The sequence below is a fragment of the Marinobacter lipolyticus genome, assembly GCF_018424605.1.
Classification (GTDB): domain Bacteria; phylum Pseudomonadota; class Gammaproteobacteria; order Pseudomonadales; family Oleiphilaceae; genus Marinobacter; species Marinobacter lipolyticus_B.
Genome location: NZ_QTKT01000014.1, coordinates 59,126 through 81,934, shown reverse-complemented (window position 1 = coordinate 81,934; position 22,809 = coordinate 59,126). Strand labels below are relative to the sequence as shown.

The 22,809-nt window shown below is 61.4% G+C and carries 20 protein-coding genes, 1 other RNA gene and 1 pseudogene; 19 read left to right on the top strand and 3 right to left on the bottom strand.

Annotated elements, in window-relative coordinates:
• Nucleotides 1–53 precede the first annotated feature (53 nt).
• Complete coding sequence (locus DYI22_RS16005) at nt 54–683, top strand: glutathione S-transferase N-terminal domain-containing protein (RefSeq protein WP_213479069.1); 630 nt, start codon at nt 54–56, stop codon at nt 681–683.
• 62 nt (nt 684–745) lie between these two features.
• The gene (locus tag DYI22_RS16000; protein WP_213479082.1) at nt 746–1,156 is read left to right on the top strand and encodes a ClpXP protease specificity-enhancing factor; all 411 of its coding nucleotides are present in this window, start codon (nt 746–748) and stop codon (nt 1,154–1,156) included.
• Nucleotides 1,157–1,206: 50 nt separating this feature from the next.
• Here DYI22_RS16000 and DYI22_RS15995 read toward each other — a convergent pair whose 3' ends face one another.
• The 3 genes from DYI22_RS15995 to DYI22_RS15985 are packed head-to-tail and all read right to left on the bottom strand — an operon-like array spanning nt 1,207 to nt 4,044.
• Nucleotides 1,207–1,797, bottom strand: coding sequence for an SIS domain-containing protein (locus tag DYI22_RS15995; RefSeq protein WP_213479068.1), 591 nt, complete (start codon nt 1,795–1,797; stop codon nt 1,207–1,209).
• A 2-nt stretch (nt 1,798–1,799) separates the two neighbouring features.
• Entirely contained in the window at nt 1,800–2,171 is a 372-nt protein-coding gene (locus tag DYI22_RS15990; RefSeq protein WP_213479067.1) for a YraN family protein, read from the bottom strand.
• Between the two features lie 31 nt (nt 2,172–2,202).
• A complete protein-coding gene (locus tag DYI22_RS15985) occupies nt 2,203–4,044 on the bottom strand; it encodes a penicillin-binding protein activator (RefSeq protein ID WP_213479066.1) in 1,842 nt (613 codons plus the stop codon).
• Between the two features lie 180 nt (nt 4,045–4,224).
• Between DYI22_RS15985 and rsmI the strand changes: the two genes are divergently transcribed.
• The 17 genes and pseudogenes from rsmI to ftsZ all read left to right on the top strand — a co-directional run.
• Entirely contained in the window at nt 4,225–5,091 is an 867-nt protein-coding gene (gene rsmI / locus DYI22_RS15980) for a 16S rRNA (cytidine(1402)-2'-O)-methyltransferase (protein WP_213479065.1), read from the top strand.
• 59 nt (nt 5,092–5,150) lie between these two features.
• An RNA gene (gene rnpB, locus DYI22_RS15975) (RNase P RNA component class A) lies at nt 5,151–5,500 on the top strand.
• Nucleotides 5,501–5,808: 308 nt separating this feature from the next.
• Nucleotides 5,809–6,261, top strand: a complete 453-nt coding sequence (gene mraZ, locus DYI22_RS15970; RefSeq protein ID WP_213479064.1) for a division/cell wall cluster transcriptional repressor MraZ — start codon at nt 5,809–5,811, stop codon at nt 6,259–6,261.
• Nucleotides 6,258–7,229: a 16S rRNA (cytosine(1402)-N(4))-methyltransferase RsmH gene (rsmH, locus tag DYI22_RS15965; protein ID WP_213479063.1), complete on the top strand. Its 972-nt coding sequence runs from the start codon at nt 6,258–6,260 to the stop codon at nt 7,227–7,229. Before mraZ ends, rsmH begins: the two co-directional genes overlap by 4 nt.
• A gap of 17 nt (nt 7,230–7,246) precedes the next feature.
• Entirely contained in the window at nt 7,247–7,651 is a 405-nt protein-coding gene (ftsL, locus tag DYI22_RS15960; RefSeq protein ID WP_213479062.1) for a cell division protein FtsL, read from the top strand.
• 32 nt (nt 7,652–7,683) lie between these two features.
• Complete coding sequence (locus DYI22_RS15955; protein WP_213479061.1) at nt 7,684–9,423, top strand: peptidoglycan D,D-transpeptidase FtsI family protein; 1,740 nt, start codon at nt 7,684–7,686, stop codon at nt 9,421–9,423.
• Nucleotides 9,424–9,427: 4 nt separating this feature from the next.
• Nucleotides 9,428–10,912 carry a UDP-N-acetylmuramoyl-L-alanyl-D-glutamate--2,6-diaminopimelate ligase gene (locus DYI22_RS15950; protein ID WP_213479060.1) on the top strand — a complete coding sequence of 495 codons (1,485 nt, stop codon included), beginning with the start codon at nt 9,428–9,430 and terminating at the stop codon, nt 10,910–10,912.
• On the top strand, nt 10,909–12,300 hold the full coding sequence (locus DYI22_RS15945; protein ID WP_213479059.1) for a UDP-N-acetylmuramoyl-tripeptide--D-alanyl-D-alanine ligase: 1,392 nt from the start codon (nt 10,909–10,911) through the stop codon (nt 12,298–12,300). The genes DYI22_RS15950 and DYI22_RS15945 overlap by 4 nt, the downstream gene beginning before the upstream one ends.
• Complete coding sequence (gene mraY / locus DYI22_RS15940; RefSeq protein WP_213479058.1) at nt 12,285–13,370, top strand: phospho-N-acetylmuramoyl-pentapeptide-transferase; 1,086 nt, start codon at nt 12,285–12,287, stop codon at nt 13,368–13,370. Before DYI22_RS15945 ends, mraY begins: the two co-directional genes overlap by 16 nt.
• 15 nt (nt 13,371–13,385) lie before the next feature.
• Nucleotides 13,386–14,729, top strand: a complete 1,344-nt coding sequence (gene murD, locus DYI22_RS15935; protein WP_213479057.1) for a UDP-N-acetylmuramoyl-L-alanine--D-glutamate ligase — start codon at nt 13,386–13,388, stop codon at nt 14,727–14,729.
• On the top strand, nt 14,726–15,931 hold the full coding sequence (gene ftsW, locus DYI22_RS15930; RefSeq protein WP_213479056.1) for a putative lipid II flippase FtsW: 1,206 nt from the start codon (nt 14,726–14,728) through the stop codon (nt 15,929–15,931). The genes murD and ftsW overlap by 4 nt, the downstream gene beginning before the upstream one ends.
• Nucleotides 15,924–17,009 carry an undecaprenyldiphospho-muramoylpentapeptide beta-N-acetylglucosaminyltransferase gene (gene murG / locus DYI22_RS15925; protein ID WP_213479055.1) on the top strand — a complete coding sequence of 362 codons (1,086 nt, stop codon included), beginning with the start codon at nt 15,924–15,926 and terminating at the stop codon, nt 17,007–17,009. Before ftsW ends, murG begins: the two co-directional genes overlap by 8 nt.
• A complete protein-coding gene (gene murC / locus DYI22_RS15920) occupies nt 17,002–18,447 on the top strand; it encodes a UDP-N-acetylmuramate--L-alanine ligase (RefSeq protein ID WP_213479054.1) in 1,446 nt (481 codons plus the stop codon). Before murG ends, murC begins: the two co-directional genes overlap by 8 nt.
• Nucleotides 18,440–19,414 carry a D-alanine--D-alanine ligase gene (locus DYI22_RS15915; RefSeq protein WP_213479053.1) on the top strand — a complete coding sequence of 325 codons (975 nt, stop codon included), beginning with the start codon at nt 18,440–18,442 and terminating at the stop codon, nt 19,412–19,414. Before murC ends, DYI22_RS15915 begins: the two co-directional genes overlap by 8 nt.
• Nucleotides 19,407–20,246 (top strand): cell division protein FtsQ/DivIB, encoded by an 840-nt coding sequence (locus tag DYI22_RS15910; protein WP_213479052.1) that lies wholly within the window; start codon nt 19,407–19,409, stop codon nt 20,244–20,246. Before DYI22_RS15915 ends, DYI22_RS15910 begins: the two co-directional genes overlap by 8 nt.
• A gap of 36 nt (nt 20,247–20,282) precedes the next feature.
• The gene (gene ftsA, locus DYI22_RS15905; protein ID WP_213479051.1) at nt 20,283–21,518 is read left to right on the top strand and encodes a cell division protein FtsA; all 1,236 of its coding nucleotides are present in this window, start codon (nt 20,283–20,285) and stop codon (nt 21,516–21,518) included.
• Nucleotides 21,519–21,622: 104 nt separating this feature from the next.
• A pseudogene (ftsZ, locus tag DYI22_RS15900) lies at nt 21,623–22,612 on the top strand (cell division protein FtsZ); the annotation flags it as partial.
• Nucleotides 22,613–22,809 lie beyond the last annotated feature (197 nt).

The window sequence follows — 22,809 nt, the reverse complement described above, 5'->3', positions numbered from 1 at the left end:
GGATTTTTGCGTTTTCAGGATCATTCTGATTTGTTTACTCGTGAGGTAGTTCTATGGGCGTTGTGACCAAGCGGTCATCAATGACGTTTTTCTCTGACCCGGCCAGTCATTACAGCCATCGTGTGCGTATTGTTCTCGCGGAAAAGGGTGTAACGGTTGATATCGTCGATGTTGATCCGGATAACCCGCCGGCCGAGTTGGCCGACCTGAACCCGTACAATGCCCTGCCCACCCTGGTGGACCGTGATCTTGTGCTCTACGAGCCCAACATCATGATGGAATACCTTGATGAGCGGTTTCCCCATCCGCCATTGCTGCCGGTCTATCCGGTTGCCCGGGCGAACAGCCGTCTGATGATCCATCGGATTCAGAAGGACTGGTGTGGTCTGGTAGACCAGATTCTTGCCCAGCCGAACGCAAAGGCTTCTGAGGCGGCACGCAAGGAGCTGCGGGAAAGCCTGCTGGCCACGGCGCCTCTGTTCGGCGAAATGCCGTTCTTCCTGTCCGAGGAATTCACCATCGTCGACTGCTGCATCGCGCCGATCCTCTGGCGTTTGCCGGCGCTGGGCATTGACCTGGACGACAAGCAGGCCAAGCCGCTGCAGAAGTACATGGAGAGTATCTTCAGTCGGGAGGGTTTCAAGGCGAGCCTCTCTGACCTTGAAGAAGACATTCGTAGCTGAGTCAGTCAAGCAGGGCCTGAGAACGGGTCAGGAGAGAGGCAGTGCCTGATAGCAAAGTAACCATGACATCAAGCCGTCCCTATCTGGTCAGGGCGTTCAATGAATGGATTCTGGATAACGACTGCACGCCATACATCGTGGTTGATGCCGGCGTTCAGGGTGTTCAGGTGCCGACCGAGCACGTCGCCAACGGCCAGATCGTCCTGAACATCTCTCCCGGTGCGGTCCGTGGTTTGGTGATTGGCAACGGGGCTCTGGAATTCAGCGCCCGTTTTGGCGGCGTGCCGATGCAGGTCTTTATTCCGCTGCAGGCGGTGATGGCGGTTTACGCCAAGGAAAACGGCGAGGGGATGGTGTTTGGCAGCGAGCCCGGCTCTCCGGATCCGGACGACGATGGCACCGGCGGTTCCTCCGGTTCTCAGGGCGGCAGCGAACGCCCGACTGGCCGACCGACCCTGAAGGTCGTTAAATGAGTTGAGCCTGAAGCAGCAATAAAAAAGCCAGCATAATGCTGGCTTTTTTATTACCCGCCGAAAAGTTTGCTATCGATCAGCCCGCACAGCGCGTTGATGATCACCAGAAGCAAGGGTGTCGCGGCCGTGGCGGGAAGGTTGTCGAGGGCAATCTCGTAATCTTCCGGTTGCAGCAGGGAAGTGATATCGGACTTGTCCTTGGCGCTCAGGACCACAACGTTCATTTCACGGTCGTGCGCGGCCTGAATGGCCTGGATCAGATTGGCCTTGTGGCCGTCATCAACGATCACGAACAACAGGTCTCCGGCCTTGCCGATGGCCCGCACCGGCCTGGAAAAGGTGTCGTTGAAGCGGTTGTCGCGACAGATCGCGGAGTAGGTGGTAGCGTCGGCGCCCAGATTGATGGCCGGAAGGGCTGGCCGGTCGTGATCGAAGCGGTTCAGCAGCGCAGTGCAGAAATACTGGGCCAGGATGTTGGCGCTGCCGTTGGCACAGGTAATGATCTTGCCGTCGTTGAGCAGGGTGTTCACAAAGGCATCGGCGGCCCGCTCGATGGCCGGGGCGGTTGTGCTCGCTGCCTGGGCGGTCTGCTCCATGTGAGCAGCAAACCATTGATTGATCTGTTGTTCAGTGTCAGTCATGTCTACGCCTGAATAGCATTTTTGATCCATTGTATCCGGTATTTGCTGACTTCGCCCGGAGCGATCGCAACCACGTCAATGCGGCAGGGCGCGCTGCTGAGGCCGTTTCGGTGCAGGTAGAACGAGGCGGCCCTGATCAGTTTCCGCTGTTTGGAGGGTGTGATCGATTCCGCCGCGCCGACCAGGCTGTTGAGACCCCGAAAGCGAACCTCGAAGAATACCAGGGTGTCCCCATCCTGGCCGATCAGGTCAATCTCTCCGCCCCGGTTATAGACGTTGCGCTCAAGAATAGAGACGCCACGGCTTTGCAGGTAGCGTGCCGCGACGGCTTCTGTCTGGGTTCCGATGGCTTTGCTGCCGGGCTTGCCTTCCATGGCCACCACATCCTGAACTATCCGTGGGCGTTTATTCGTCGCCGGAACGCTCGTCTTCGGAGCTGGCCGGCAGCAGTTCCGGGGTTCCGCTGTTAAAGCGTGCCCACAGCTGCTCACGGTGGATGCTGCCGTCCGGTGTCATGGTCAGCGTGCCGGTCTGTCCGTCAATCGCGGCCCCCTCCACCTGGCGCAGCAACGGCAGTCGTTTGCTCAGGTTCCACGCGTCTGCACCCATGGCGAACAGGCGGCCGAGCTGGCCCCGCATATCGGGAAGCGCTTCTGTTGCGGTGATGCGGAACTCATTGTTGGCGTCCAGCACCCAGGGGATATCGGTGAATATGACCTCGTTGAGGTCACGATCCCGGGAAGGGTCTTTGTTGCCTTCGTACACCATGGACGGCGAGTAGACCGGCAGATCGCCGCCAAAATAGAAGGCAAACAATGGCTTGAACTGGCGAGCAACCGTCGGCTCGGCAACCATGACCACCGCATCGGCATCCTGGCGGCGCCGAGGTTCGAACTCCACGTCAATGCCCGCGGTGCGCTCAACGTCAATGGCCCGCTCGCGAGATGTGGTGATGCCCAGCAGATCCGCGGTGACCGCACGCAGGTTGTCTTTCTTGAAATAGCGCTCAGTGTCGAGTGCAACGCTGCCGTTCTCGGCCATGCGTTCGAGCAGAGCGTTTTCCAGTCTGTCACCCCACTCGCCCTGAGGAATCAGCACCAGTGCCTGATGGTTATTTTCGCTGGCCAGCCGGTCGGCTATCTGCCGGGCTTCGTCTTCCGCCGACAGGCCAAACTGGTAGAGGCCGGCGGGCACATTGGCATCACCTGGCAGATAATTCAGGCCAAGCACAGGCACAGGCAGGCTGGTCAGGCTGGTCAACGATGCCACAGCGTCTTTTTCCAGCGGGCCGACGATCAGGTCCTGACCATTGCCGGACATTTCGTCATACAGCGTGCGGAAGTCGGAGCCGGCGGTATTGACGACACGGATGCTGGTTTTGCCGCGGTCCGCAGACTGGTCGCTGTAGTAGGCGGCAAAGAAGCCGTCGCGGATGGCTTTTCCGGCGCTGGCCAGAGGGCCTTCCAGCGGCAGTGCGAGTGTGATCTGCTCCGGGCGGCTCTCCGCGAGACTGGCAATCAGTCCGAGTTCTGATGGCAGGGCGCTGGAGGCCGGGTGCCCCGGCCAGTTGTTTTGCCACTGGCGGACCCGGCGGCCCTGCTCGTCGAGGCTCATGCCCGGTTCGCGCAGAATGCCGGCCAGTTCGATCCAGCCCTGGGCTTCATAGCCGAGCACGGTGCCGGCTTCTTCATTTAACTGGGTGTCTGAGGTCGCCTTCAAGGCCTGCCAGATGCGATCGTGGATGGCCTGGAGGTTCTGGCGAGAGTCCGATTGGGCAAGGGTGATCAAGGTGGCCGCCGCGCCAAGGTGGTCGCCGGCCAGTTCCAGGGTGTCCGCCTGGAGGTTGGCGGCACGCGCCATCAGGCCGCGCTCATAATTGAGGAACTGGTCAGTGCTGAGTTCCGCTGCCAACTCGCGGGCCCAGTCACGATCCTCCAGTGCGGTGGCGCTAGCCATCGACAGCAGCAGATACTGGTCTTCCAGCTCGGCCGCCGGCGTCGATAGCTGATCGCTCGTCAGGATTTCCCGGGCGGAAGTGTGGTCGTCGCGCGTCTGGAATTCGTCCGCCGAGCGCAGCAGGTAGCTCTGGGCCTGCTGTCGGTCACTCTGCGTGCTCGCAGTCTGCAGGGCCTGCTCGGCGGTCTCGGCAACATGGGACTCCAGATTGACGCTGGCGCACCCCGTCGCCAGCAATGCCAGCACAAACAGAGTGAGGATGGTCTTCGGATTCAGGCGGTGTTTGGTCATGGCAGGCTCACGAACTCCGGGTAAATACGCTTGTGGCGCCGGATAAACGGCGGCATCATGCCGGAAGCTCCGGCGACGCCGGGCTCCCCTGTATCATTCTCAGGCTGGCAAGTTTAACAGCTCCCGGGCCATTTCACATGACGCAGGTGTCATGGTCCCCTGGTAAAGTGAGGCAATGTTGTGAAATCAGCTCACGGTAACGGTTCCGGCACCCTGTATATCGTGGCGACACCGATTGGCAACCTGGAGGATCTGTCGCCGCGTGCCTCTGCGGTGCTGTCGCGGGTGGCAGTCATTGCGGCCGAGGACACGCGTCACAGTGGTCGTTTGCTGCAGCATCTGGGCATCCGCAAGCCGATGATTGCCCTGCACGATCACAACGAGCGGGATCGTGCTGCTCAGGTGCTGGATCGCCTGGAAGGGGGTGACGACGTGGCGCTGATATCGGACGCTGGCACCCCCCTGATTTCCGATCCGGGCTTTGTGCTCGTGCGCCAGGCCCGTGAGCGTGGGGTGCGGGTAACGCCGGTGCCGGGGCCGTGCGCGCTGGTTGCCGCGCTCAGTGCGGCAGGCTTGCCCACGGATCGCTTTCTGTTTGCGGGATTCCTGCCGGCCAAGCGGGGTGCCCGCCGCACCGAGCTGGAGTCGCTCGCGGATACCAGTGCAACCCTGGTGTTTTACGAATCGCCCCACCGGATCCTCGAAACGGTGGCAGAAATCCGCGACGTCATGGGGGCCACCAGAGAGCTGGTGCTCGGGCGGGAGCTCACCAAAACCTTCGAGACGTTCTATGCGGGCGAGGCGGGCGAGGTCTGCGAGGCGATCGAGCGTGACCCCAACGGTGCCCGGGGAGAATTCGTGGTTATGGTCGGCGGTGCGCCGCTGAAAGCGGATGCCGGCGAGTCGGGTGAAGTGAATACCGATAAGCTGCTGAGTCTGTTGATGGCCGAGTTGCCGGTAAAGAAGGTGGCCAAAATTGTCGCGGAACTGACCGGTCGTCCGAAGAACGAGCTGTATCAGCGCGCGCTGACATTGAAGGCAGAGTGACGGGCGGCAGCGGCACGGTTTTGCTTGCACCGCTCCGACTGCGAGGGTATTGTCGTGCCCGAGCTCGCCAGACAGTCGCCGCCAGTCCGCTGGGGGAGGAAAGTCCGGGCTCCGCAGGGCGAGGTGCCAGGTAACGCCTGGGCGGCGTGAGCCGACGGAAAGTGCAACAGAAAGTAGACCGCCTAAGCGCCTTCGGGCGCCGGTAAGGGTGAAACGGTGCGGTAAGAGCGCACCGCGTGACTGGCAACAGTTCACGGCGATGGTAAACCCCACCTGGAGCAAGACCAAATAGGAATCCAATGGCGTGGCCCGCGCTGGATTCGGGTAGGTTGCTTGAGGCCTGTGGTGACGCAGGCCCTAGATGAATGACTGTCCACGACAGAACCCGGCTTACCGGCGAGCTCATTTCCTTTAGAAACCTGCCTTTGTGATGCTTGTCATTCTCAGGCAGCCTCTTTTATAGCCAAAAAATCTTACACCTCACTTGTCATCTTCAGACCTTTCTGCAGGTCCCTGATTTCTATCTGTTTCTTTTTGGTAATCTGGCCCTCTGCTCGAGTCCTCGCCGCTAACCTCTTGTCATAGAAGGAAGTTTTACAGGTGCGACGCTGTTAACGGCGCTTGCATTGTGTATTGCGTGTTTCTATAGTGTGCAGAAGTGGGAAAAAGTGGTTTTTAGTGGTTTTTTTTGGTTTCTGAACCCCAGAGTCGGTGCAAATGAGCAACTTTCTTGGCAGTCATGCCATCAATATGGATGCGAAGGGTCGTCTTGCGATCCCCGCCAAGGTGCGCGAAGAGCTCGCGCAAGCCTGTGGCGGCCGCATTGTATTGACAGCAAACGCCGATGAGGAACGTTGCCTGCTGGTGTATCCGGAACCGGAGTGGGAGATCCTGCGCCCGAAAATCGAAGCCTTGCCGAACATGAATCGGGCGGCCCGGCGCCTTCAGCGCCTGATACTGGGTAACGCCGCGCCGATGGAGCTGGACGGTGCCGGGCGGATTCTGGTGCCGCCAACTTTGCGCTCCTACGCCCACCTGGAGAAAAAACTGATGCTGATCGGGCAGGGCAAGAAGCTCGAGCTCTGGAGTGAGGAGCGCTGGTTCGCCTGGCTGGATGAGTCCACCGATGATGATGACATGCCGCCGGAAATGGAGGCATTGTCCCTATGACCTCCAAGCGCAAGCAGGGGGCGGCGGGCCAGGCATTCTCCCATCGCTCCGTGCTGCTGGACTCGGCGGTCGATTTCCTGGTTAACGACCCCGACGGATTCTACGTGGATGGCACCTTCGGTCGCGGTGGTCACAGCCGTCTTGTGCTGGGCAAGCTGGGGCCTTCGGGTCGGCTGCTGGGCATCGACAAGGACCCGGAAGCGGTTCGGGTCGCCCGTGAGCTGGCGTCAGAAGACGGCCGATTTTCCTGTTATCACGGCTCCTTCGCTGATCTGGGTGAAGCGATTGCCGATCAGGGCTGGGATAAAGTTAACGGTGTGTTGCTCGACCTGGGCGTTTCCTCGCCACAGCTGGACGACGCCGCCCGCGGCTTCAGTTTCATGAGAGATGGCCCGCTGGACATGCGGATGAATCCCCAGCAGGCGCCGAGTGCCGCGCAGTGGCTGGCCGAGGCAGAAGAAAAAGACATTGCCGATGTGATCTTCCGGTACGGCGAGGAGCGTTTCTCCCGCCGTATCGCGCGTTTGGTGGTCGAGCAGCGTCAGGAGACGCCGATCAGCACCACCCGGGAACTGGCCGAGCTGGTGAGTAAAGCGGTTCCCAAGAAGGAAAAGCACAAGCATCCGGCTACCCGAACGTTTCAGGCGATCCGGATTTTCATCAATCGGGAGCTTGAGGATCTGGAGGTGGGCCTGAAGGCTGCCGCAGATCGGCTGGCACCGGGTGGACGTCTGGTGGTGATCAGCTTTCATTCCCTCGAGGATCGCGTGGTCAAACGCTTCATGCGGGATCTCGCGCGAGGGCCACGGTTGCCAAAAGGGGTGCCGGTTACCGCCGTTCAGGAGGCATCGGGGTTCCGTCTGGTGGGTAAGGCCAGTAAGGCCAATACGGAAGAAATCAGCGACAACGTGCGCGCCCGCAGTGCAGTGATGCGGGTGCTTGAGCGTGTCGACAACAGACAGGATTAGCAGGGGAGCGCGTAGCCATGGGCGCGGTAGCGATTGAGCCGGCAGTGAGAAGTACTGGGCTGAGCAGGCAGAAGATGAAAGATGGCCTGGCCAGTGCCATACGGGTGTCGCAGCAGGTCTTTGAGGCATTGCAGCAGACTCGTGTGTTGATCTCGATGGCGTTGGTGGCGCTGCTGATTGCCTCGTCGATCGGCGTGGTGGTGAGTTCCTACCAGAACCGTCAGCTATTCAATACGTTGTCTCAGCTTCACGCCGAGCGGGACGGGTATCAGCGTGAATGGAGTCAGCTTCTGCTCGAGCAAAGCGCATTGAGCGCCCACAGTCGGGTGGAGAGTCTGGCGGCGCAACGATTCGGCATGGTGGTGCCGGCTCAGGAGGACATTGTGCTGGTGCCATTGATGACACCGGTGGCGGGTCTCTGAACAGCGAAAACAACAAACATAAGGTGGCAGTTTTGTCCGGTCAGGGAAACAACACAACATGGGGTCAGCGACTGGCTGCCGGGCTTGAAGCCTGGCGCTACGGCACCGTGCTGGGCGTTTTTCTGATCGTGGTCGGTGCGCTCGGTTGGCGCCTGGTCGACCTTCACGTGGTGGATAACGAGTTCCTGCGCCAGCAGGGTGACGTTCGCACCATTCGTGTCGAATCCATTGATGCTCACCGTGGCGTGATCACCGATCGTCATGGCGAGTCGCTGGCCGTCAGTACCCCGGTTCAGACGCTGTGGGCCAATCCGTCGGAGATGGATCCGAGTGAGCCCCGCCTGGCGCATCTCGCCCGCCTGCTGGATATCAGCGAGGCGCGGCTGCGCGAGCGCCTGCATACCTATTCTGATCGCGAATTCATCTACCTGCGCCGCAAGGTGCAGCCCGGGCTGGCCGAGAGCGCGTTGAACATGGGCATTCCCGGTGTCTACAGCCGACAGGAATACCGCCGCTATTACCCTGCCGGGGAGGTGACAGCCCACGTGGTCGGTTTCACCAACATTGATGAAAGTGGCCAGGAAGGCATGGAGCTGGCCTATAACCAATGGCTCAGCGGCAAGAGTGGCCGCAAGCGTGTGCTCAAGGACAACCGGGGCCGGGTCATCAAGGACCTGACGTTGATCCGCGAAGCGCGACCGGGCCGGGATATGGCGCTGAGTATCGATCTTCGCCTGCAGTACTTGGCCTACCGCGAGCTGAAGGCGGTTGTCGGTGCCCATGGGGCCCGCGGCGGGACCCTGGTGATGCTTGATGTGGATAGCGGGGAAGTGCTGGCGATGGTCAATCAGGGTTCCTATAACCCCAACGACCGCAGTCAGCTGAGCCCCGACCGGCTTAGAAACAAGGCGATCACCGATCTGTTCGAGCCCGGGTCCACCATGAAACCGGTCACCATGGCCGCCGCGCTGGAGTCGGGAAAGTTCAATCACAACAGCACCATTGACACGGCGCCGGGTTACCGGCGCTTCGGCCGTTTTACCATTCGTGACAGCCGCAACTACGGCGTCATGGGGCTCACCGATATCATCGCCAAATCCAGCAATGTGGGCGTCAGCCGCATTGCCACCGAGCTCGGTGGCGATGTCATCCGCGATCTCTATGCGCGGCTGGGTCTTGGTCAGCCCACCGGTATCGGTTTCCCGGGCGAGGCCGTGGGCGTTCTGCCGGCGCCGCCGAAGTGGCGCCCGGTCGAGGAGGCAACGCTGTCCTACGGCTACGGCATGAGTGTGAACGCCCTGCAGCTGGCGCAGGCTTACATGGTGCTGGCCAACGGCGGTATCCGTTACCCCCTCAGCCTGCTGAAGGTTGATGAGCGCCCGGTCGGGGAACGAGTGCTGTCCGAGAAGGTCTCATTTCAGGTGCGGGAGATGTTGCGTGAAGCGGTCGAGAATGGCACCGGCAAGCGCGCGCAGCCGGGTTTCTACTCCGCCGGCGGCAAGACCGGCACCGTGCATCTGGTCGGCAAGGGCGGATACCAGGACAGTCAGTACAAAGCCATTTTTGCGGGCATGGCACCGATTGATCATCCGCGGATCGTCACCGTTGTGGCGGTCGATGCGCCCCAGTCCGGGGAGTATTACGGCGGTGAAGTTGCTGCGCCGGTGTTTGCACGGGTAATGAGCGATGCATTGCGACTGCTGAATGTGAAGCCGGAACTGGATGTCGGCGATGCAGCAGCAGGCCAGAAAACACCCGGGGAGCGGGGGTAAGCGTATGTGTATCACATCACTCAGCACATTGTTGCAGGGCATTGCGCCAGTGCCCTCGGTGTTTGATGTCACCATCCATGGGCTGCAAACCGACAGTCGCCAGGTGACCTCCGGCGACGCCTTTATCGCTTTGGCCGGCCAGCGAACGACGGCGGAGCATTATGTGGATCAGGCGGTGGCCGCTGGGGCTTCGGTGGTCATTCTTGAGGTGCAGCAGCCCGCCGAATGCCACGAATACCGGGGCGCGCTGGTGGTGCCCGTGGAGAACCTGCGCGGCAAGCTTGGCCGGATAGCTGACAGGTTTTTCGAGCATCCATCCCAGCGTCTGCGCCTGATTGGTGTGACCGGTACCAACGGCAAGACGTCGGTGACCCAGTACATTGCGCAATTGCTGCAGCATACCGGTACACCGTGCGGGGTGCTGGGTACGCTCGGCTATGGCATGCCCGGTGCGCTGCAGACGGCTACCCACACCACGCCAGACGTGGTGCAGGTGAATCGGGTGCTGTCCCGCATCGTGGCGCTGGGCGGCCGTGCGGCGGCAATGGAGGTGTCGTCCCACGCGCTGGATCAGGGCCGGGTGGATCAGCTCACCATGACCGGCGCTGTGTTTACCAATCTGACCCGGGATCATCTGGACTACCACGGCTCAATGGAAGCCTATGGCGCAGCCAAGGCAAAACTGTTCGAGCGCGAAGAGCTGCACTTTGCGGTGATCAACTACGATGACCCGTTTGGCCGGCAACTCCATGATCAGCTGGCGGGAAAGTGTGACCGGGTTCGTTACAGCCTCCATGAGGCACAGACTGAATTGTGGCTGACCGAATTCGAGCCGACACTGGACGGTTTCTCCGCCTCCGTTGACGGCCAGTGGGGGCGCATTGATTTATCCGTCCCGCTGATGGGTAGCTTCAACGCCAGCAACGTGCTGGCGGCCATGGCCGCGGTGCTCTCGCTGGGTGTTCCGGTGGATCGGGTCAGGAGTGCCGTCAGTGCCCTGCAGCCACCTCCGGGGCGACTGGAATCCTTTACCGGTTCGGCCGGCGTGCGGGTGGTGGTGGATTACGCCCATACCCCGGATGCATTGTCGAATGCCCTCGCCGCGCTGCGCCCCCATGTCAGCGGAAAGTTGATGTGTGTGTTCGGTTGCGGTGGAGACCGGGACAGCGGCAAGCGCCCGGAAATGGCCCGTGAGGCGGAGCGCGGCGCCGACGTGGTGGTCGTGACCGATGACAATCCCCGCAGTGAACATCCCGCGGCGATCGCCCGGGACATTCTTGCCGGCTTTGCGGACCGGGATGCGGTTACCGTGATCCATGATCGCGCGGAAGCCATTGCCCGAACCATTCGCCAGGCCGCGGAGGGTGATGTGGTGCTGATCGCGGGTAAGGGCCATGAAGATTATCAGGAAGTGGCTGGCCAGCGCGTTCACTTCAGCGACGCCGAACAGGTGCGTCACGTGCTACAGCTCAACGGGGGTGTGGCATGATGCGGGCCTTCTCCCTGGCCGAAGCCGCGGTATTGACCGGCGGCCATTGCAATGACGACACCGCGTTGCTGCGCCAGTATGCGTCCGTGTCCACCGACACCCGCAAGATTCAGCAGGGCGACCTGTATGTGGCGCTGCGGGGTGAGCATTTTGATGGCCACGGGTTCGTGGACGCGGCCCGGGAAGCCGGAGCTGTCGGCGCCGTGGTCGATGTCGTCGATGACAGCGTGGCGTTACCCCAGATCGTGGTGCAGGACACCGTGAATGCCCTGGCGCAGCTGGCGGCGGGCAACCGAAACGAGAGTGCTGCCCGCCTGGTGGCAGTGACCGGCAGCAGTGGCAAAACCACGGTTCGGGAGATGGTGGCGTCGATACTGGCGCAGGCCGGCCCGACGCTGGCAACCGAGGGTAACCTCAACAATCACATCGGCGTACCGCTGACGCTGTTCCGGCTCGACCCGCAACACCGCTTTGGTGCGGTCGAGCTCGGTGCCAGCGGGCTGGGGGAAATTGCCCACACCGTGGCGATAACACGGCCGGAGGTGGCGATTCTGACCAACGCCGGCAGCGCACACCTTGAGGGGTTCGGGAGTTACGAGAACATCGTCGAAGCCAAGGGTGAGATTATCGAGGGCGTACCCGCAGATGGTCTGGTTGTGCTGAACGGTGACGATCCGGCGCTCGCCATCTGGCAGAAGCGCGCGGGTGAGCGCCGGGTGGCGGTTGTCTGCCGCGAGAGCGATCAGCGAGCGGATTATTACCCGACAGAAGTGACCGCCGATATCCATGGACAAAGTTTCATCGCACACCATCGCGATGGCTGGCAGTGTAGCGTCTCCCTGGCTCTGCACGGTGATCACAATATCACCAACGCCCTGCTGGCCATTGCCGCGGTGCGTGCCCTGGGCGTAGCGGATGAGGCTGTGCGGCAGGGACTGCAGGCGCTGGAGGCGGTCAAAGGCCGTTTGCAGATGGTCGAGGTATCGCCGTCGCTGACCGTGATTGATGACAGTTACAACGCCAATCCGGCTTCCATGAAGGCGGCTATTGGCGTGCTGGCGTCCCGGCCCGGTACCCGCATTGCGGTACTCGGGGCGATGGCTGAACTGGGGCCGGAAAGCCGCGCGCTGCACCGTGAAGTGGGTGCCTTCGCCCGGACGCAGCGCATCGAGCGGCTGATGGTTGTGGGGCCAGGGGGCGACGGCTATGTCGACGGTTTTGGCGACACCACCGAGCTATGCCAAACACACACTGAGGCTGTGGACCGCCTGTTGGTTGATCAGCAGCGTCCGTTGACCGTGCTGGTCAAGGGTTCTCGCAGTTCCGCCATGGATCGCGTGGTGGAGGGAATTAAAGAAAAGGTGAATAACTCATGCTGCTCTGGCTGACAGAGGTTCTATCACAGTATTTCACGGCGCTGACCGTGTTTCAGTATCTGACCCTGCGGGGCATCCTTGGCACGCTTACGGCGCTGGCTATTTCGCTGCTGATTGGCCCGCTGATGATACGGAAGCTCAGCCAGTACCAGATTGGCCAGGCGGTTCGCGATGACGGTCCGCAGACACACCTGAGCAAGGCCGGCACGCCGACCATGGGCGGTGCCCTGATTCTGGTGGCCATTGGTGTCAGCACGCTGCTGTGGGCGGATCTCAGCAATCGCTATGTCTGGGTGACCATTCTGGTGACATTGCTGTTCGGCGCCATCGGCTGGGTGGACGATTACCGCAAGGTGGTGGAGCGCAACCCCCGTGGTCTGCCCGCACGCTGGAAATACTTCTGGCAGTCGCTGATCGGCGCAACCGCCGCAGTCGTGCTGTTCTTCAGTTCCACTCTGCCGCAGGAAACCTCGCTGTATGTTCCTTTCTTCAAGAACGTATCGCTGACCCTGGGGCCGGTGATCTTCATACTGCTGACCTATTTCGTCATTGTCGGCAGCAGCAACGCGGTCAATCTCACCGACGGTCTGGACGGCCTTGCGATCATGCCGACCGTTATGGTGGCCGGTGCGCTGGGCCTGTTCGCCTACCTGTCAGGCCATGCGCAGTTCGCCGATTATCTGCTGATCCCGCATCTGCCCGGCACCGGTGAGCTGATCGTGTTCTGCGGTGCGCTGGTCGGCGCAGGCCTCGGATTTCTGTGGTTCAACACCTATCCCGCGCAGGTGTTCATGGGCGACGTGGGCGCTCTGGCGCTGGGCGCAGCCCTGGGTGTGGTGGCGGTCATCGTCCGGCAGGAAATTGTTCTGTTTATCATGGGCGGCGTGTTTGTCATGGAAACCGTCTCGGTCATTCTGCAGGTGGCGTCCTACCGCCTCACCGGTCGGCGAATCTTCCGCATGGCGCCGTTGCACCATCATTTTGAATTGAAAGGGTGGCCTGAACCGCGCGTCATTGTGCGGTTCTGGGTCGTAACTGTGGTTCTGGTTCTGATTGGCATTGCCAGTCTGAAACTGCGATAGGGCAAAGGCGTCTCCATGAGTGTCATCGCTTCAGATCGTCGCACACTGGTCGTAGGGCTCGGGAAAACCGGGCTCTCCTGCGTGCGCTATCTGTGCGATCAGGGACGGGATGTCGCGGTTGCCGACAGCCGGCAACATCCCCCGGGTCTGGAGGCGTTGACGGCCGGTTGGCCACAGGTACCGGTGCACACCGGCCCGTTCGACGCCGAGTTGTTCCAGACCTTCAACGAATTGGTGGTCAGCCCCGGAATCAGCGTCGAGAGTCCGGCCATCCAGGCGGCGCGGGCGCAGGGTGCCACCATCCGCGGCGACATCGACCTGTTTGCCGAAGCCGCAGACGCGCCCATTGTGGCAATCACCGGTTCCAACGGTAAAACCACGGTCACCACCTTGCTGGGCGAAATGGCAGCGGCTGCCGGCCGGCGGGTGGAAGTTGGCGGCAACATAGGCACACCCGCCCTGGACCTGCTGGGTCGGGGGGCTGACCTGTATGTGCTCGAGTTGTCCAGCTTCCAGCTCGAAACCACCGAAGAGCTCAATGCCCTGGCGGCCACGGTGCTCAATGTCAGCGACGACCACATGGATCGGTATCCGTCCAAGATGGCGTATTTCCAGGCCAAGCAGCGGATCTTCCGCGGCTGCCAGAACGCCATCGTGAATCTGGATGATGCGCTGAGTACGCCCATGGCGCGGGACAGTCTGCGTTTCCTGTGTTTCGGTTTCCATCGCGTCAATCCGGACACCTTCAGCACCCGGGACGATGATCAGGGCACCTGGATCACCTTTGGCTTCGATAACCTGCTACTGGCGAGCGAACTGAAACTGCTGGGGCGCCACAATCTCAGCAACGTGATGGCGGCGCTGGCGCTGGGTCAGGCCGCAGGACTGCCGATGGACACCATGTTGGCGGTGGCCCGCGAATTCCGCGGCTTGCCACACCGGTGTGAATTCGTGCGCCGGGTAAACGGCGTGGATTACATCAACGATTCCAAAGGAACCAACGTCGGTGCCACCGTGGCGGCCATCGAGAGCCTGGCGCCGGAGAATGGAAAGATCGTGCTGATTGCCGGCGGTGACGGTAAGGGCGCGGACTTCTCGCCGCTGGAAGCACCTGTCACGCTGCATTGCCGGGCGGTGGTGCTGATCGGTCAGGATGCCGGCCTGATTGCCGAGCGCGTCGCGACCTCCGTCGAGGTGGTCTATGCGCAGAGCATGGCGGGCGCGGTTACCGCGGCTGCCGCATTGGCACGAGCGGGAGACCGGGTACTGCTGTCACCAGCCTGCGCCAGTTTTGACATGTTCCGCGATTACACCGACCGCGGTGACCAGTTCCGTCGCGTGGTGGAGGGCGAGCTATGACCAACGCCAGCCTGTCGCTGCCCAACCGCCAGCAGCTGTTCAGCGACCTGCGGCCACTGCCGCTGCTGATTATCAGCTCCATGGCACTGCTGGTCATGGGCGTGGTGATGATCTCGTCGGCGTCCATGGACATGGCCGCTGAAACCGCCGGCAACAGCTACCACTATGTTATCCGGCAGCTTATTTTTGCCGGCATTGGCTGTTTTCTGGCGTTGGTGGCAGTCAACGTGCCGGTGGCCTGGTGGGAGCGCAGCGGCTGGTTGCTCCTGGGCGTTGGTCTGCTCGTGCTGATCCTGGTGCTGACGCCGCTGGGCCGCACGGTCAACGGCTCGACCCGCTGGATTCCGTTCGGCCTGTTCAATGTTCAGGTCTCTGAAGTTGCCAAGTTGTGTCTGATTGCCTATCTGGCGGGGTACGTGGTCCGCCGCCGTGAAGAGCTGCTGCACACCTGGGCCGGTTTCCTCAAACCGCTGGCGGTGCTGGGTGTTGCATCGATGCTACTGGTCATTCAGCCCGACTTCGGCGCCACGGTGGTGCTGGTCACAGCGGCGGCCGGCATGATTTTCCTCAGCGGCGTGCGGCTCAGTCGCTTCATGCCCCTGATCGGTATCCTGGTCACTCTCGGCATTGTTCTGGTCGTCACCCAGCCTTACCGGCTGAAGCGGGTGGTCAGTTATCTGGACCCCTGGAAGGACCAGTTTGACAGTGGCTACCAGCTTACCCAGTCGCTGATCGCGTTTGGTCGTGGCGAATGGGGCGGTGTCGGGCTCGGCAACTCGATTCAGAAACTGTTTTATCTGCCAGAGGCCCATACCGATTTCATTTTCGCCATCATCGCCGAAGAGTTCGGCCTGCTGGGTTCGCTGATTGTGCTGGGTCTGTTCACGGTACTGGTGGTCACCGGTTTCGTGATTGCCCGCCGGGCGGAACTGGCGAACATGCCGTTTGCGGCCTGCTTTTCCTACGGCATCACATTGCTGATTGGTCTGCAGGCGGGCATCAACATGGCGGTCAGTACCGGTTTGTTGCCCACCAAAGGCCTGACGTTGCCCCTGGTGAGTTACGGCGGTTCCAGCCTGATGATTACCTGTGTTTCCCTGGGTGTTCTGGCGCGTGTGGAAATGGAGCGGCTGGATCAGCAACGTCTGGCGCAGGAAAAGAAAGGCCGTAAGCGTGTCCGGGGAGGTGCGGTTTATGACTGAATCGCGTCGGTTCCTGATGATGGCGGGCGGCACCGGTGGCCATGTGTTTCCGGCGCTGGCGGCGGCGCGCCTGCTGCAGGAAAAAGGTCACGAAGTGTTCTGGCTGGGAGCCGCCGGCGGTATGGAAGAGCGCCTGATAGGCGACACCGGAATACCGCTGTCGCTGATCCATGTGTCCGGCCTGCGTGGCAAGGGCAGATTGGCATTGTTGACTGCGCCGTTCCGTCTGCTCAGAGCACTGGGCGAAGCCTTTGGTGTTGTGCGCAGAATCCGCCCCGACTGCGTTGTCGGCATGGGCGGATTTGTCACCGGGCCCGGGGGGCTTGCCGCCCGGGTCTGCGGTATCCCACTGGTGATTCATGAACAGAACGCCATCGCCGGGATGACGAACCGGATTCTGGTGCGGTTCGCCGACACAGTACTGGAAGCGTTTCCAGGGAGCTTCGATGAGAAGGTGATAACCCGTTGCACTGGCAACCCGGTTCGCCAGGACGTCGCGGCGTTGTTACCGCCGGAGCAGCGGATGGCAGGTCGTGACGGCCGGCTACGCGTGCTGGTTGTTGGTGGCAGCCTCGGTGCCCAGGTGTTCAATCAGCAGGTGCCCGAGGCACTGGCACTGATGAGCGACGCAGAGCGGCCTCAGGTACGCCATCAGTGTGGTGAGAAACACGCGGATGCGGCCCGCTCCGCCTATCAGGCCCACGGAGTGGAAGCGTCGGTCGAGCCGTTCATCAGCGATATGGCGGAAGCCTATGAATGGGCCGATCTGGTGGTCTGCCGGTCCGGCGCGCTGACGGTGTCGGAGTTGTGTGTGGCTGGCGTCGGCGCAATTCTGGTGCCTTTCCCCCACGCCGTAGATGACCATCAAACACAGAATGGCCAGCAAATGGTGAATGCCCGGGCAGCGGTTCTGATACCGCAATCCAGGCTGAACCCTGAGGTGCTGGCCGAGACACTGCGGGACCTGGCGAACGACCGGGCCCGGGTAATGAATATGGCGCGCGCAGCGAAATCGCTGGCGCGCCCGGACGCAACGGAGAGAGTTGTGAATTATTGTCTGGAGGCCGCTAATGGCTGATGTAACCAATCCGCCGCTGGTCTATCAGGTGCCGGAAATGCGCCGCATCCGCAACATCCACTTCGTGGGTATTGGCGGTGCGGGCATGAGCGGCATCGCCGAGGTGCTCAAGAACCAGGGCTACGACGTCTCCGGTTCCGATATTCGCGAGGGCGCCGTCACCGATCGCCTGAAGGCCATGGGTGTCGAGGTGCACATCGGGCACCGTGAGGCCAACAGTGCCAAGGCAGACGTAGTGGTGGTCTCCACCGCCGTGTCCGGAGATAACCCGGAGGTGGCGGCCGCACGCAGCCGTCGGGTGCCAATTGTGCCCCGTGCCGAGATGCTGGCGGAAATCATGCGCTATCGTCACGGTATTGCGGTGGCGGGCACCCATGGCAAGACCACCACCACCAGCCTGATTGCGTCGGTGCTGGGTGAGGCGGGGCTTGATCCCACCTTCGTTATTGGCGGCAAGCTGAACAGTGCCGGTACCAATGCCCAGCTGGGCGGTTCCCGTTATCTGGTGGCAGAGGCGGATGAGAGCGATGCCTCGTTCCTTCACCTGACACCGGTGATTTCGGTGGTCACTAACATCGAAGCCGATCACATGGACACTTACGGCGGTGACGTTGAGCGGCTGAAGCAGACGTTCGTCGACTTCCTCCACAACCTGCCGTTTTACGGCGTTGCGGTAATGTGCGTTGATGACGGGTTCGTACGCGAGATCATTCCCCGTATTTCCCGGGCCATCATCACCTACGGTATCGATAACCCCGACGCCGATTACCGTGCCGAGCAGATCAGTTCCGACGGCTTGCGGACGCACTTTGTGGTGCGTCGCCCCGGTGGCCGCGCGGATCTGCAGGTCGAGCTGAAAATGCCGGGCCGCCATAACGTACTCAACGCGTTGGCTGCGATCGCGGTGGCCACCGATGAGGGCGTGGATGACGCCGCCATCTGCCGGGGGCTCGCCGGGTTCGCTGGCGTCGGTCGTCGCTTCCAGGTGTACGGTGATTACCAGACGCCCAACGGCAACGTCACGCTGGTGGACGATTACGGGCACCATCCGACCGAAGTGGACGCGGTGATCCGTGCCGCCCGCGATGCCTGGCCGGGACGCCGCATTGTCATGCTTTATCAACCGCACCGTTTCTCCCGTACCCGGGATCTTTACGAGGACTTCGTGAAGGTGCTGTCGGAAGTCGACGGCCTGCTGTTGATGGACGTTTACTCAGCCGGCGAGGCCGCCATTCCTGGCGCCGACGGCCGCGCCCTGTGCCGCAGCATTAGACAGCGTGGCAATGTGGAGCCGGTGTTTGTGGAAGACAACAGCGAAATTGAACATTTGCTCGCCAACACCCTGCGGGACGGTGATCTGCTGATCACTCAGGGCGCAGGGGATATTGGCGGTGTTGCCGCACGCCTGGCGGCGGCAGGAGTGATTGCCAGTGAGTGACGCAAAACGCATCGATACCCAGGGCTATCAGGCTGCTCCCGAGCTGGTGCGGGCGCTCGGTCGTGTGGCGGTGTTCATGGGCGGTGACTCTGCCGAACGGGAAGTGTCGCTGAAAAGCGGTAATGCCGTACTGGCCGCGCTGCAATCGGCCGGTGTGGACGCCTATGGCGTGGATGTGCAGGGCTGCCTGTTGCGCACCGTGGATCATCCCGAATTTGACCGCGTGTTCATCGCGCTTCACGGTCGCGGCGGCGAGGACGGTACCTTGCAGGCGATCCTGTCACAGGCCGGGATTCCGTACACCGGCAGTGAAATGCTTGCCTCGGCGCTGGCGATGGACAAGCTGCGTACCAAATACGTGTTCGCTGGCTGTGGCCTACCCACGCCGAAATTCCGGGCCATGGGGTCAGTGGACGAGGCCGATGACATTCTCCGGGAGCTGTCATTGCCGCTGAGCGTCAAGCCATCCCGCGAAGGCTCAAGTATCGGTATCCGCAAGGTGAGCAATCGCGAGGAGCTGACCGACGCCTACCAGCAAGCCAGCGCGCTGGACCCTCTGGTGCTGGTGGAGGAGTGGGTCGAGGGCCCGGAATTTACCGTCAGCCTGCTGCAGGACAAGGCCTTGCCGGCCATCGGGCTGAGCACCGATCACGTGTTCTACGACTACGAAGCCAAGTACCTGACCGACGACACCCGCTACCGCATTCCCTGTGGGCTGGAGCCGGAAGCGGAACTGGAACTGCAACACCTGGCGCTGGAAGCGTTCCGGGTAACGGGGTGCCGCACCTGGGGCCGGGTCGACATCATGCAGGATCGCGACGGCGGGTTCTGGCTGCTGGAGGTCAATACCGTGCCCGGAATGACCGACCATAGCCTGGTCCCGATGGCGGCCAAAGCCGCGGGCATCAGTTTTGAAGAGCTGGTGGTGCGGATTCTCAAGGACACCCTGGAGGATGGCCATGCTTGAAAGTCTTCTGATCCGGAGTCGGGCGGTACCGTCCGAGCCTCCTCGGCGACGGGGAGCAACCTCCCTGGGCCCCGAGCGAGACCGGTTCGGATTGCTGAAAGCCGTACTGGCAGCCGTGCCCTGGCTGCAGGTTGGTATGGGCGCTGCCATCGTATTGCTGGCGGCGATGGTGCCCTGGGGCACCGGTCAGGTACTCAGTGCCATGGACCGGCAGATCATGGCCATCGATGTGACCGGCACGCTGGTTGGCGAGAGCCGCACCGATCTGGAGCGCAAAACCGGAGACTGGATTGGCAGGAGTTTCTTTGCCACCGACCTTTCGGACATCAAAACCGAGCTGGAGCAACGGCCCTGGGTGGAGTCGGCGGCGGTTCGCCGGGTCTGGCCGGACCGTCTGGAAATCGAAATCCGTGAGAAGAAGCCGCTGGCGTACTGGAACAGTGACCGTCTGGTGAGCCGCTCCGGCGAACTGTTTGCGCCGCCGAATCCGGAGATTGCCGGTCGGCTGCCACGGCTGGCGGGCCCCGATGAGCGGGTGAAGGATGTGATCCGTCAGGCCCGCACCATGAGTGAGACGCTTTCAGCCCGCGGGCTCGGCTTTGCCGGCCTGACGCTGGAGCAACGGGGCGCCTGGACCCTGACTCTGGCCAACGGTATCGAAGTGGTGCTGGGGCGTGATCAGGTTGAGGAGCGGTTCGAACGCTTTATCACAGTGTACGAGAATCGGCTGATCTCCCGCGAGGATGAAGTCAGCCAGGTGGATGCCCGCTACACCAATGGGGTGGCGGTTAAGTGGAAGTCGGACGTGTCCGGCTCCGGAAAAAAATCATAGCAACGTCAAATTCAGACCTACGGTTTGGTGAAACACATGTCATCGGTTGAAACGGAAAACATGATTGTCGGCCTCGATATCGGAACCTCCAAGGTGGTTGCGATTGTCGGCAAGCGCAAAATGGACGGGACCATAGAGGTGGTGGGCATTGGCTCGCACCCGTCACGGGGGCTGAAGCGTGGTGTGGTGGTGAATATCGAAACCACCGTGCAGGCCATCCAGCGCGCTGTGGAAGAGGCCGAACTCATGGCGGGGTGCCGGATTCACTCGGTGTATGCGGGCATTGCCGGCAGTCACATCAAGAGTCTCAACTCCCATGGCATTGTCGCCATCCGTGACCGGGAAGTGACCCAGGCGGACATCGACCGGGTCATCGACGCCGCCCAGGCGGTCGCCATTCCGGCGGATCAGAAAATTCTCCACATCCTGCCCCAGGAGTTCGTCATCGACAGCCAGGAAGGCATCAAGGAGCCCATGGGCATGTCCGGCGTACGCCTGGAAGCCAAGGTGCATCTGGTGACCTGTGCCGTCAACGCTGCCCAGAATATCGAGAAGTGCGTCAAGCGCTGTGGGCTGGAAGTGGATGACATCATTCTCGAGCAGTTGGCGTCGAGCCATGCAATTCTCACCGAAGACGAGAAAGAGCTGGGTGTATGTGTGGTGGACATTGGCGGTGGCACCACCGATATCGCCGTGTTTACCGGCGGTGCGATTCGCCACACCGCGGTGATCCCCATCGCCGGGGACCAGGTGACCAATGACATTGCCATGGCCCTGCGCACGCCCACGCAGAATGCCGAAGAGATCAAGATCAAGTATGCCTGCGCCCTGACCCAGCTGGCCGGCGCCGATGAAACCATCAAGGTGCCCAGCGTGGGCGATCGCGCGCCGCGGGATCTGTCACGCCAGGCCCTGGCTGAGGTGGTGGAGCCCCGCTACGAGGAGCTGTTTACCCTCGTGCAGTCGGAGCTGCGCCGGTCCGGGTTTGAAGACCTGATACCCGCAGGCATCGTGATTACAGGCGGTTCCTCCACCATGGAAGGGGTGGTGGAGCTGGCCGAAGAGATCTTCCACATGCCGGTAAGGCTGGCCTGTCCGCAGGCAGTCTCCGGGATGACGGAAGTGGTCAATAACCCGATCTACGCCACTGGCGTCGGGTTGTTGATTCATGGTTTCCGCCAGATGGATCTGGGGCGGACGCCAGTGCTCAAGGGTGAAGACGCACCCTCGCTGTTGGAGCGCATGAAAGCCTGGTTCACCGGTCATTTCTGACCGCGCCGGGTGGCAGTAAAGAATGCAACGAAGGTATCTCGAAAACACAATCTCGAACAAACAGCCTGGAACAAGGGCTGAAAACAGCACGAAGGAGTAGGGGAATGTTTGAACTCGTCGATAATGTCCAGCAAAGCGCTGTCATTAAAGTAGTGGGTGTAGGTGGCGGTGGCGGTAACGCCGTGCGTCACATGCTTAACAGTGACATTGAAGGTGTGGAATTCATCTGCGCCAATACCGATGCGCAGGCTCTGTTTGATATGGATGCCCGCCAGATCATCCAGTTGGGTGGTAACATCACCAAAGGTCTGGGCGCCGGTGCCAATCCGGAAGTAGGGCGCCAGTCGGCGCTGGAAGACCGTGACCGTATTGCCGAATCCATCAAGGGTGCGGATATGGTGTTCATTACGGCCGGCATGGGCGGTGGTACCGGTACCGGTGCGGCCCCGGTGGTTGCCGAGGTGGCCCGAGAACTGGGTATCCTGACCGTTGCCGTGGTCACCAAGCCGTTCCAGTTTGAGGGCGGCAAGCGCATGAGCGTTGCTGAATCCGGCCTGAAAGAGCTGGAGGAGAGCGTCGACTCCCTGATCACCATCCCCAACGAAAAGCTGTTGGCGGTGATGGGCAAGAAAACCAGCCTGCTGGACGCTTTTGCTGCGGCCAACGACGTACTGCTGGGCGCGGTTCAGGGCATCGCTGACCTGATCACCCGCAACGGCATGATCAACGTCGACTTCGCCGACGTGAAGACGGTGATGTCCGAAATGGGCATGGCGATGATGGGTACCGCCCGCGCCACCGGCGAGAACCGCGCCCGCGAAGCGGCCGAAGCGGCCATTCGCAGTCCGCTGCTGGAAGATATCAACCTGCAGGGCGCCAAGGGCATTCTGGTCAACATCACCGCTGGCATGGACCTCAACCTGGGCGAATTTTCCGAGGTTGGCGACATTGTGCGTGAGTTCGCCTCGGATTCCGCGACCGTCGTGGTTGGCACTGTGATTGATCCGGAAATGACCGACGAGCTGAAGGTGACCGTGGTTGCCACTGGCCTGGGCGGTGATCGCGAAAAGCCGACCAAGGTGGTGGACAACACCCGTTCTCTGGATGGCAAGACCGATTATAACCAGCTGGATCGGCCCGCAGTGCTGCGTCGTCGTGCCGTGGCCCATGGAAACGTGGCGCTTGATCAGAGCAAAGAAAGCGAAGAGCAGGGGGTCGACTATCTCGATATTCCCGCATTCCTTCGCCGTCAGGCTGACTGATAATCTAGTGCAATGGTGATCTGTTACCG

Bases quoted from the DNA above. Each gene is read 5' to 3' on its own strand.
- DYI22_RS16005 (WP_213479069.1), top strand. From the start codon at position 54: ATGGGCGTTGTGACCAAGCGGTCATCAATGACGTTTTTCTCTGACCCG.
- DYI22_RS16000 (WP_213479082.1), top strand. From the start codon at position 746: ATGACATCAAGCCGTCCCTATCTGGTCAGGGCGTTCAATGAATGGATT.
- DYI22_RS15995 (WP_213479068.1), bottom strand. From the start codon at position 1,797: ATGACTGACACTGAACAACAGATCAATCAATGGTTTGCTGCTCACATG.
- DYI22_RS15990 (WP_213479067.1), bottom strand. From the start codon at position 2,171: ATGGAAGGCAAGCCCGGCAGCAAAGCCATCGGAACCCAGACAGAAGCC.
- DYI22_RS15985 (WP_213479066.1), bottom strand. From the start codon at position 4,044: ATGACCAAACACCGCCTGAATCCGAAGACCATCCTCACTCTGTTTGTG.
- mraZ (WP_213479064.1), top strand. From the start codon at position 5,809: ATGAGCAACTTTCTTGGCAGTCATGCCATCAATATGGATGCGAAGGGT.
- rsmH (WP_213479063.1), top strand. From the start codon at position 6,258: ATGACCTCCAAGCGCAAGCAGGGGGCGGCGGGCCAGGCATTCTCCCAT.
- ftsL (WP_213479062.1), top strand. From the start codon at position 7,247: ATGGGCGCGGTAGCGATTGAGCCGGCAGTGAGAAGTACTGGGCTGAGC.
- DYI22_RS15950 (WP_213479060.1), top strand. From the start codon at position 9,428: ATGTGTATCACATCACTCAGCACATTGTTGCAGGGCATTGCGCCAGTG.
- DYI22_RS15945 (WP_213479059.1), top strand. From the start codon at position 10,909: ATGATGCGGGCCTTCTCCCTGGCCGAAGCCGCGGTATTGACCGGCGGC.
- mraY (WP_213479058.1), top strand. From the start codon at position 12,285: ATGCTGCTCTGGCTGACAGAGGTTCTATCACAGTATTTCACGGCGCTG.
- murD (WP_213479057.1), top strand. From the start codon at position 13,386: ATGAGTGTCATCGCTTCAGATCGTCGCACACTGGTCGTAGGGCTCGGG.
- ftsW (WP_213479056.1), top strand. From the start codon at position 14,726: ATGACCAACGCCAGCCTGTCGCTGCCCAACCGCCAGCAGCTGTTCAGC.
- murG (WP_213479055.1), top strand. From the start codon at position 15,924: ATGACTGAATCGCGTCGGTTCCTGATGATGGCGGGCGGCACCGGTGGC.
- murC (WP_213479054.1), top strand. From the start codon at position 17,002: ATGGCTGATGTAACCAATCCGCCGCTGGTCTATCAGGTGCCGGAAATG.
- DYI22_RS15910 (WP_213479052.1), top strand. From the start codon at position 19,407: ATGCTTGAAAGTCTTCTGATCCGGAGTCGGGCGGTACCGTCCGAGCCT.
- ftsA (WP_213479051.1), top strand. From the start codon at position 20,283: ATGTCATCGGTTGAAACGGAAAACATGATTGTCGGCCTCGATATCGGA.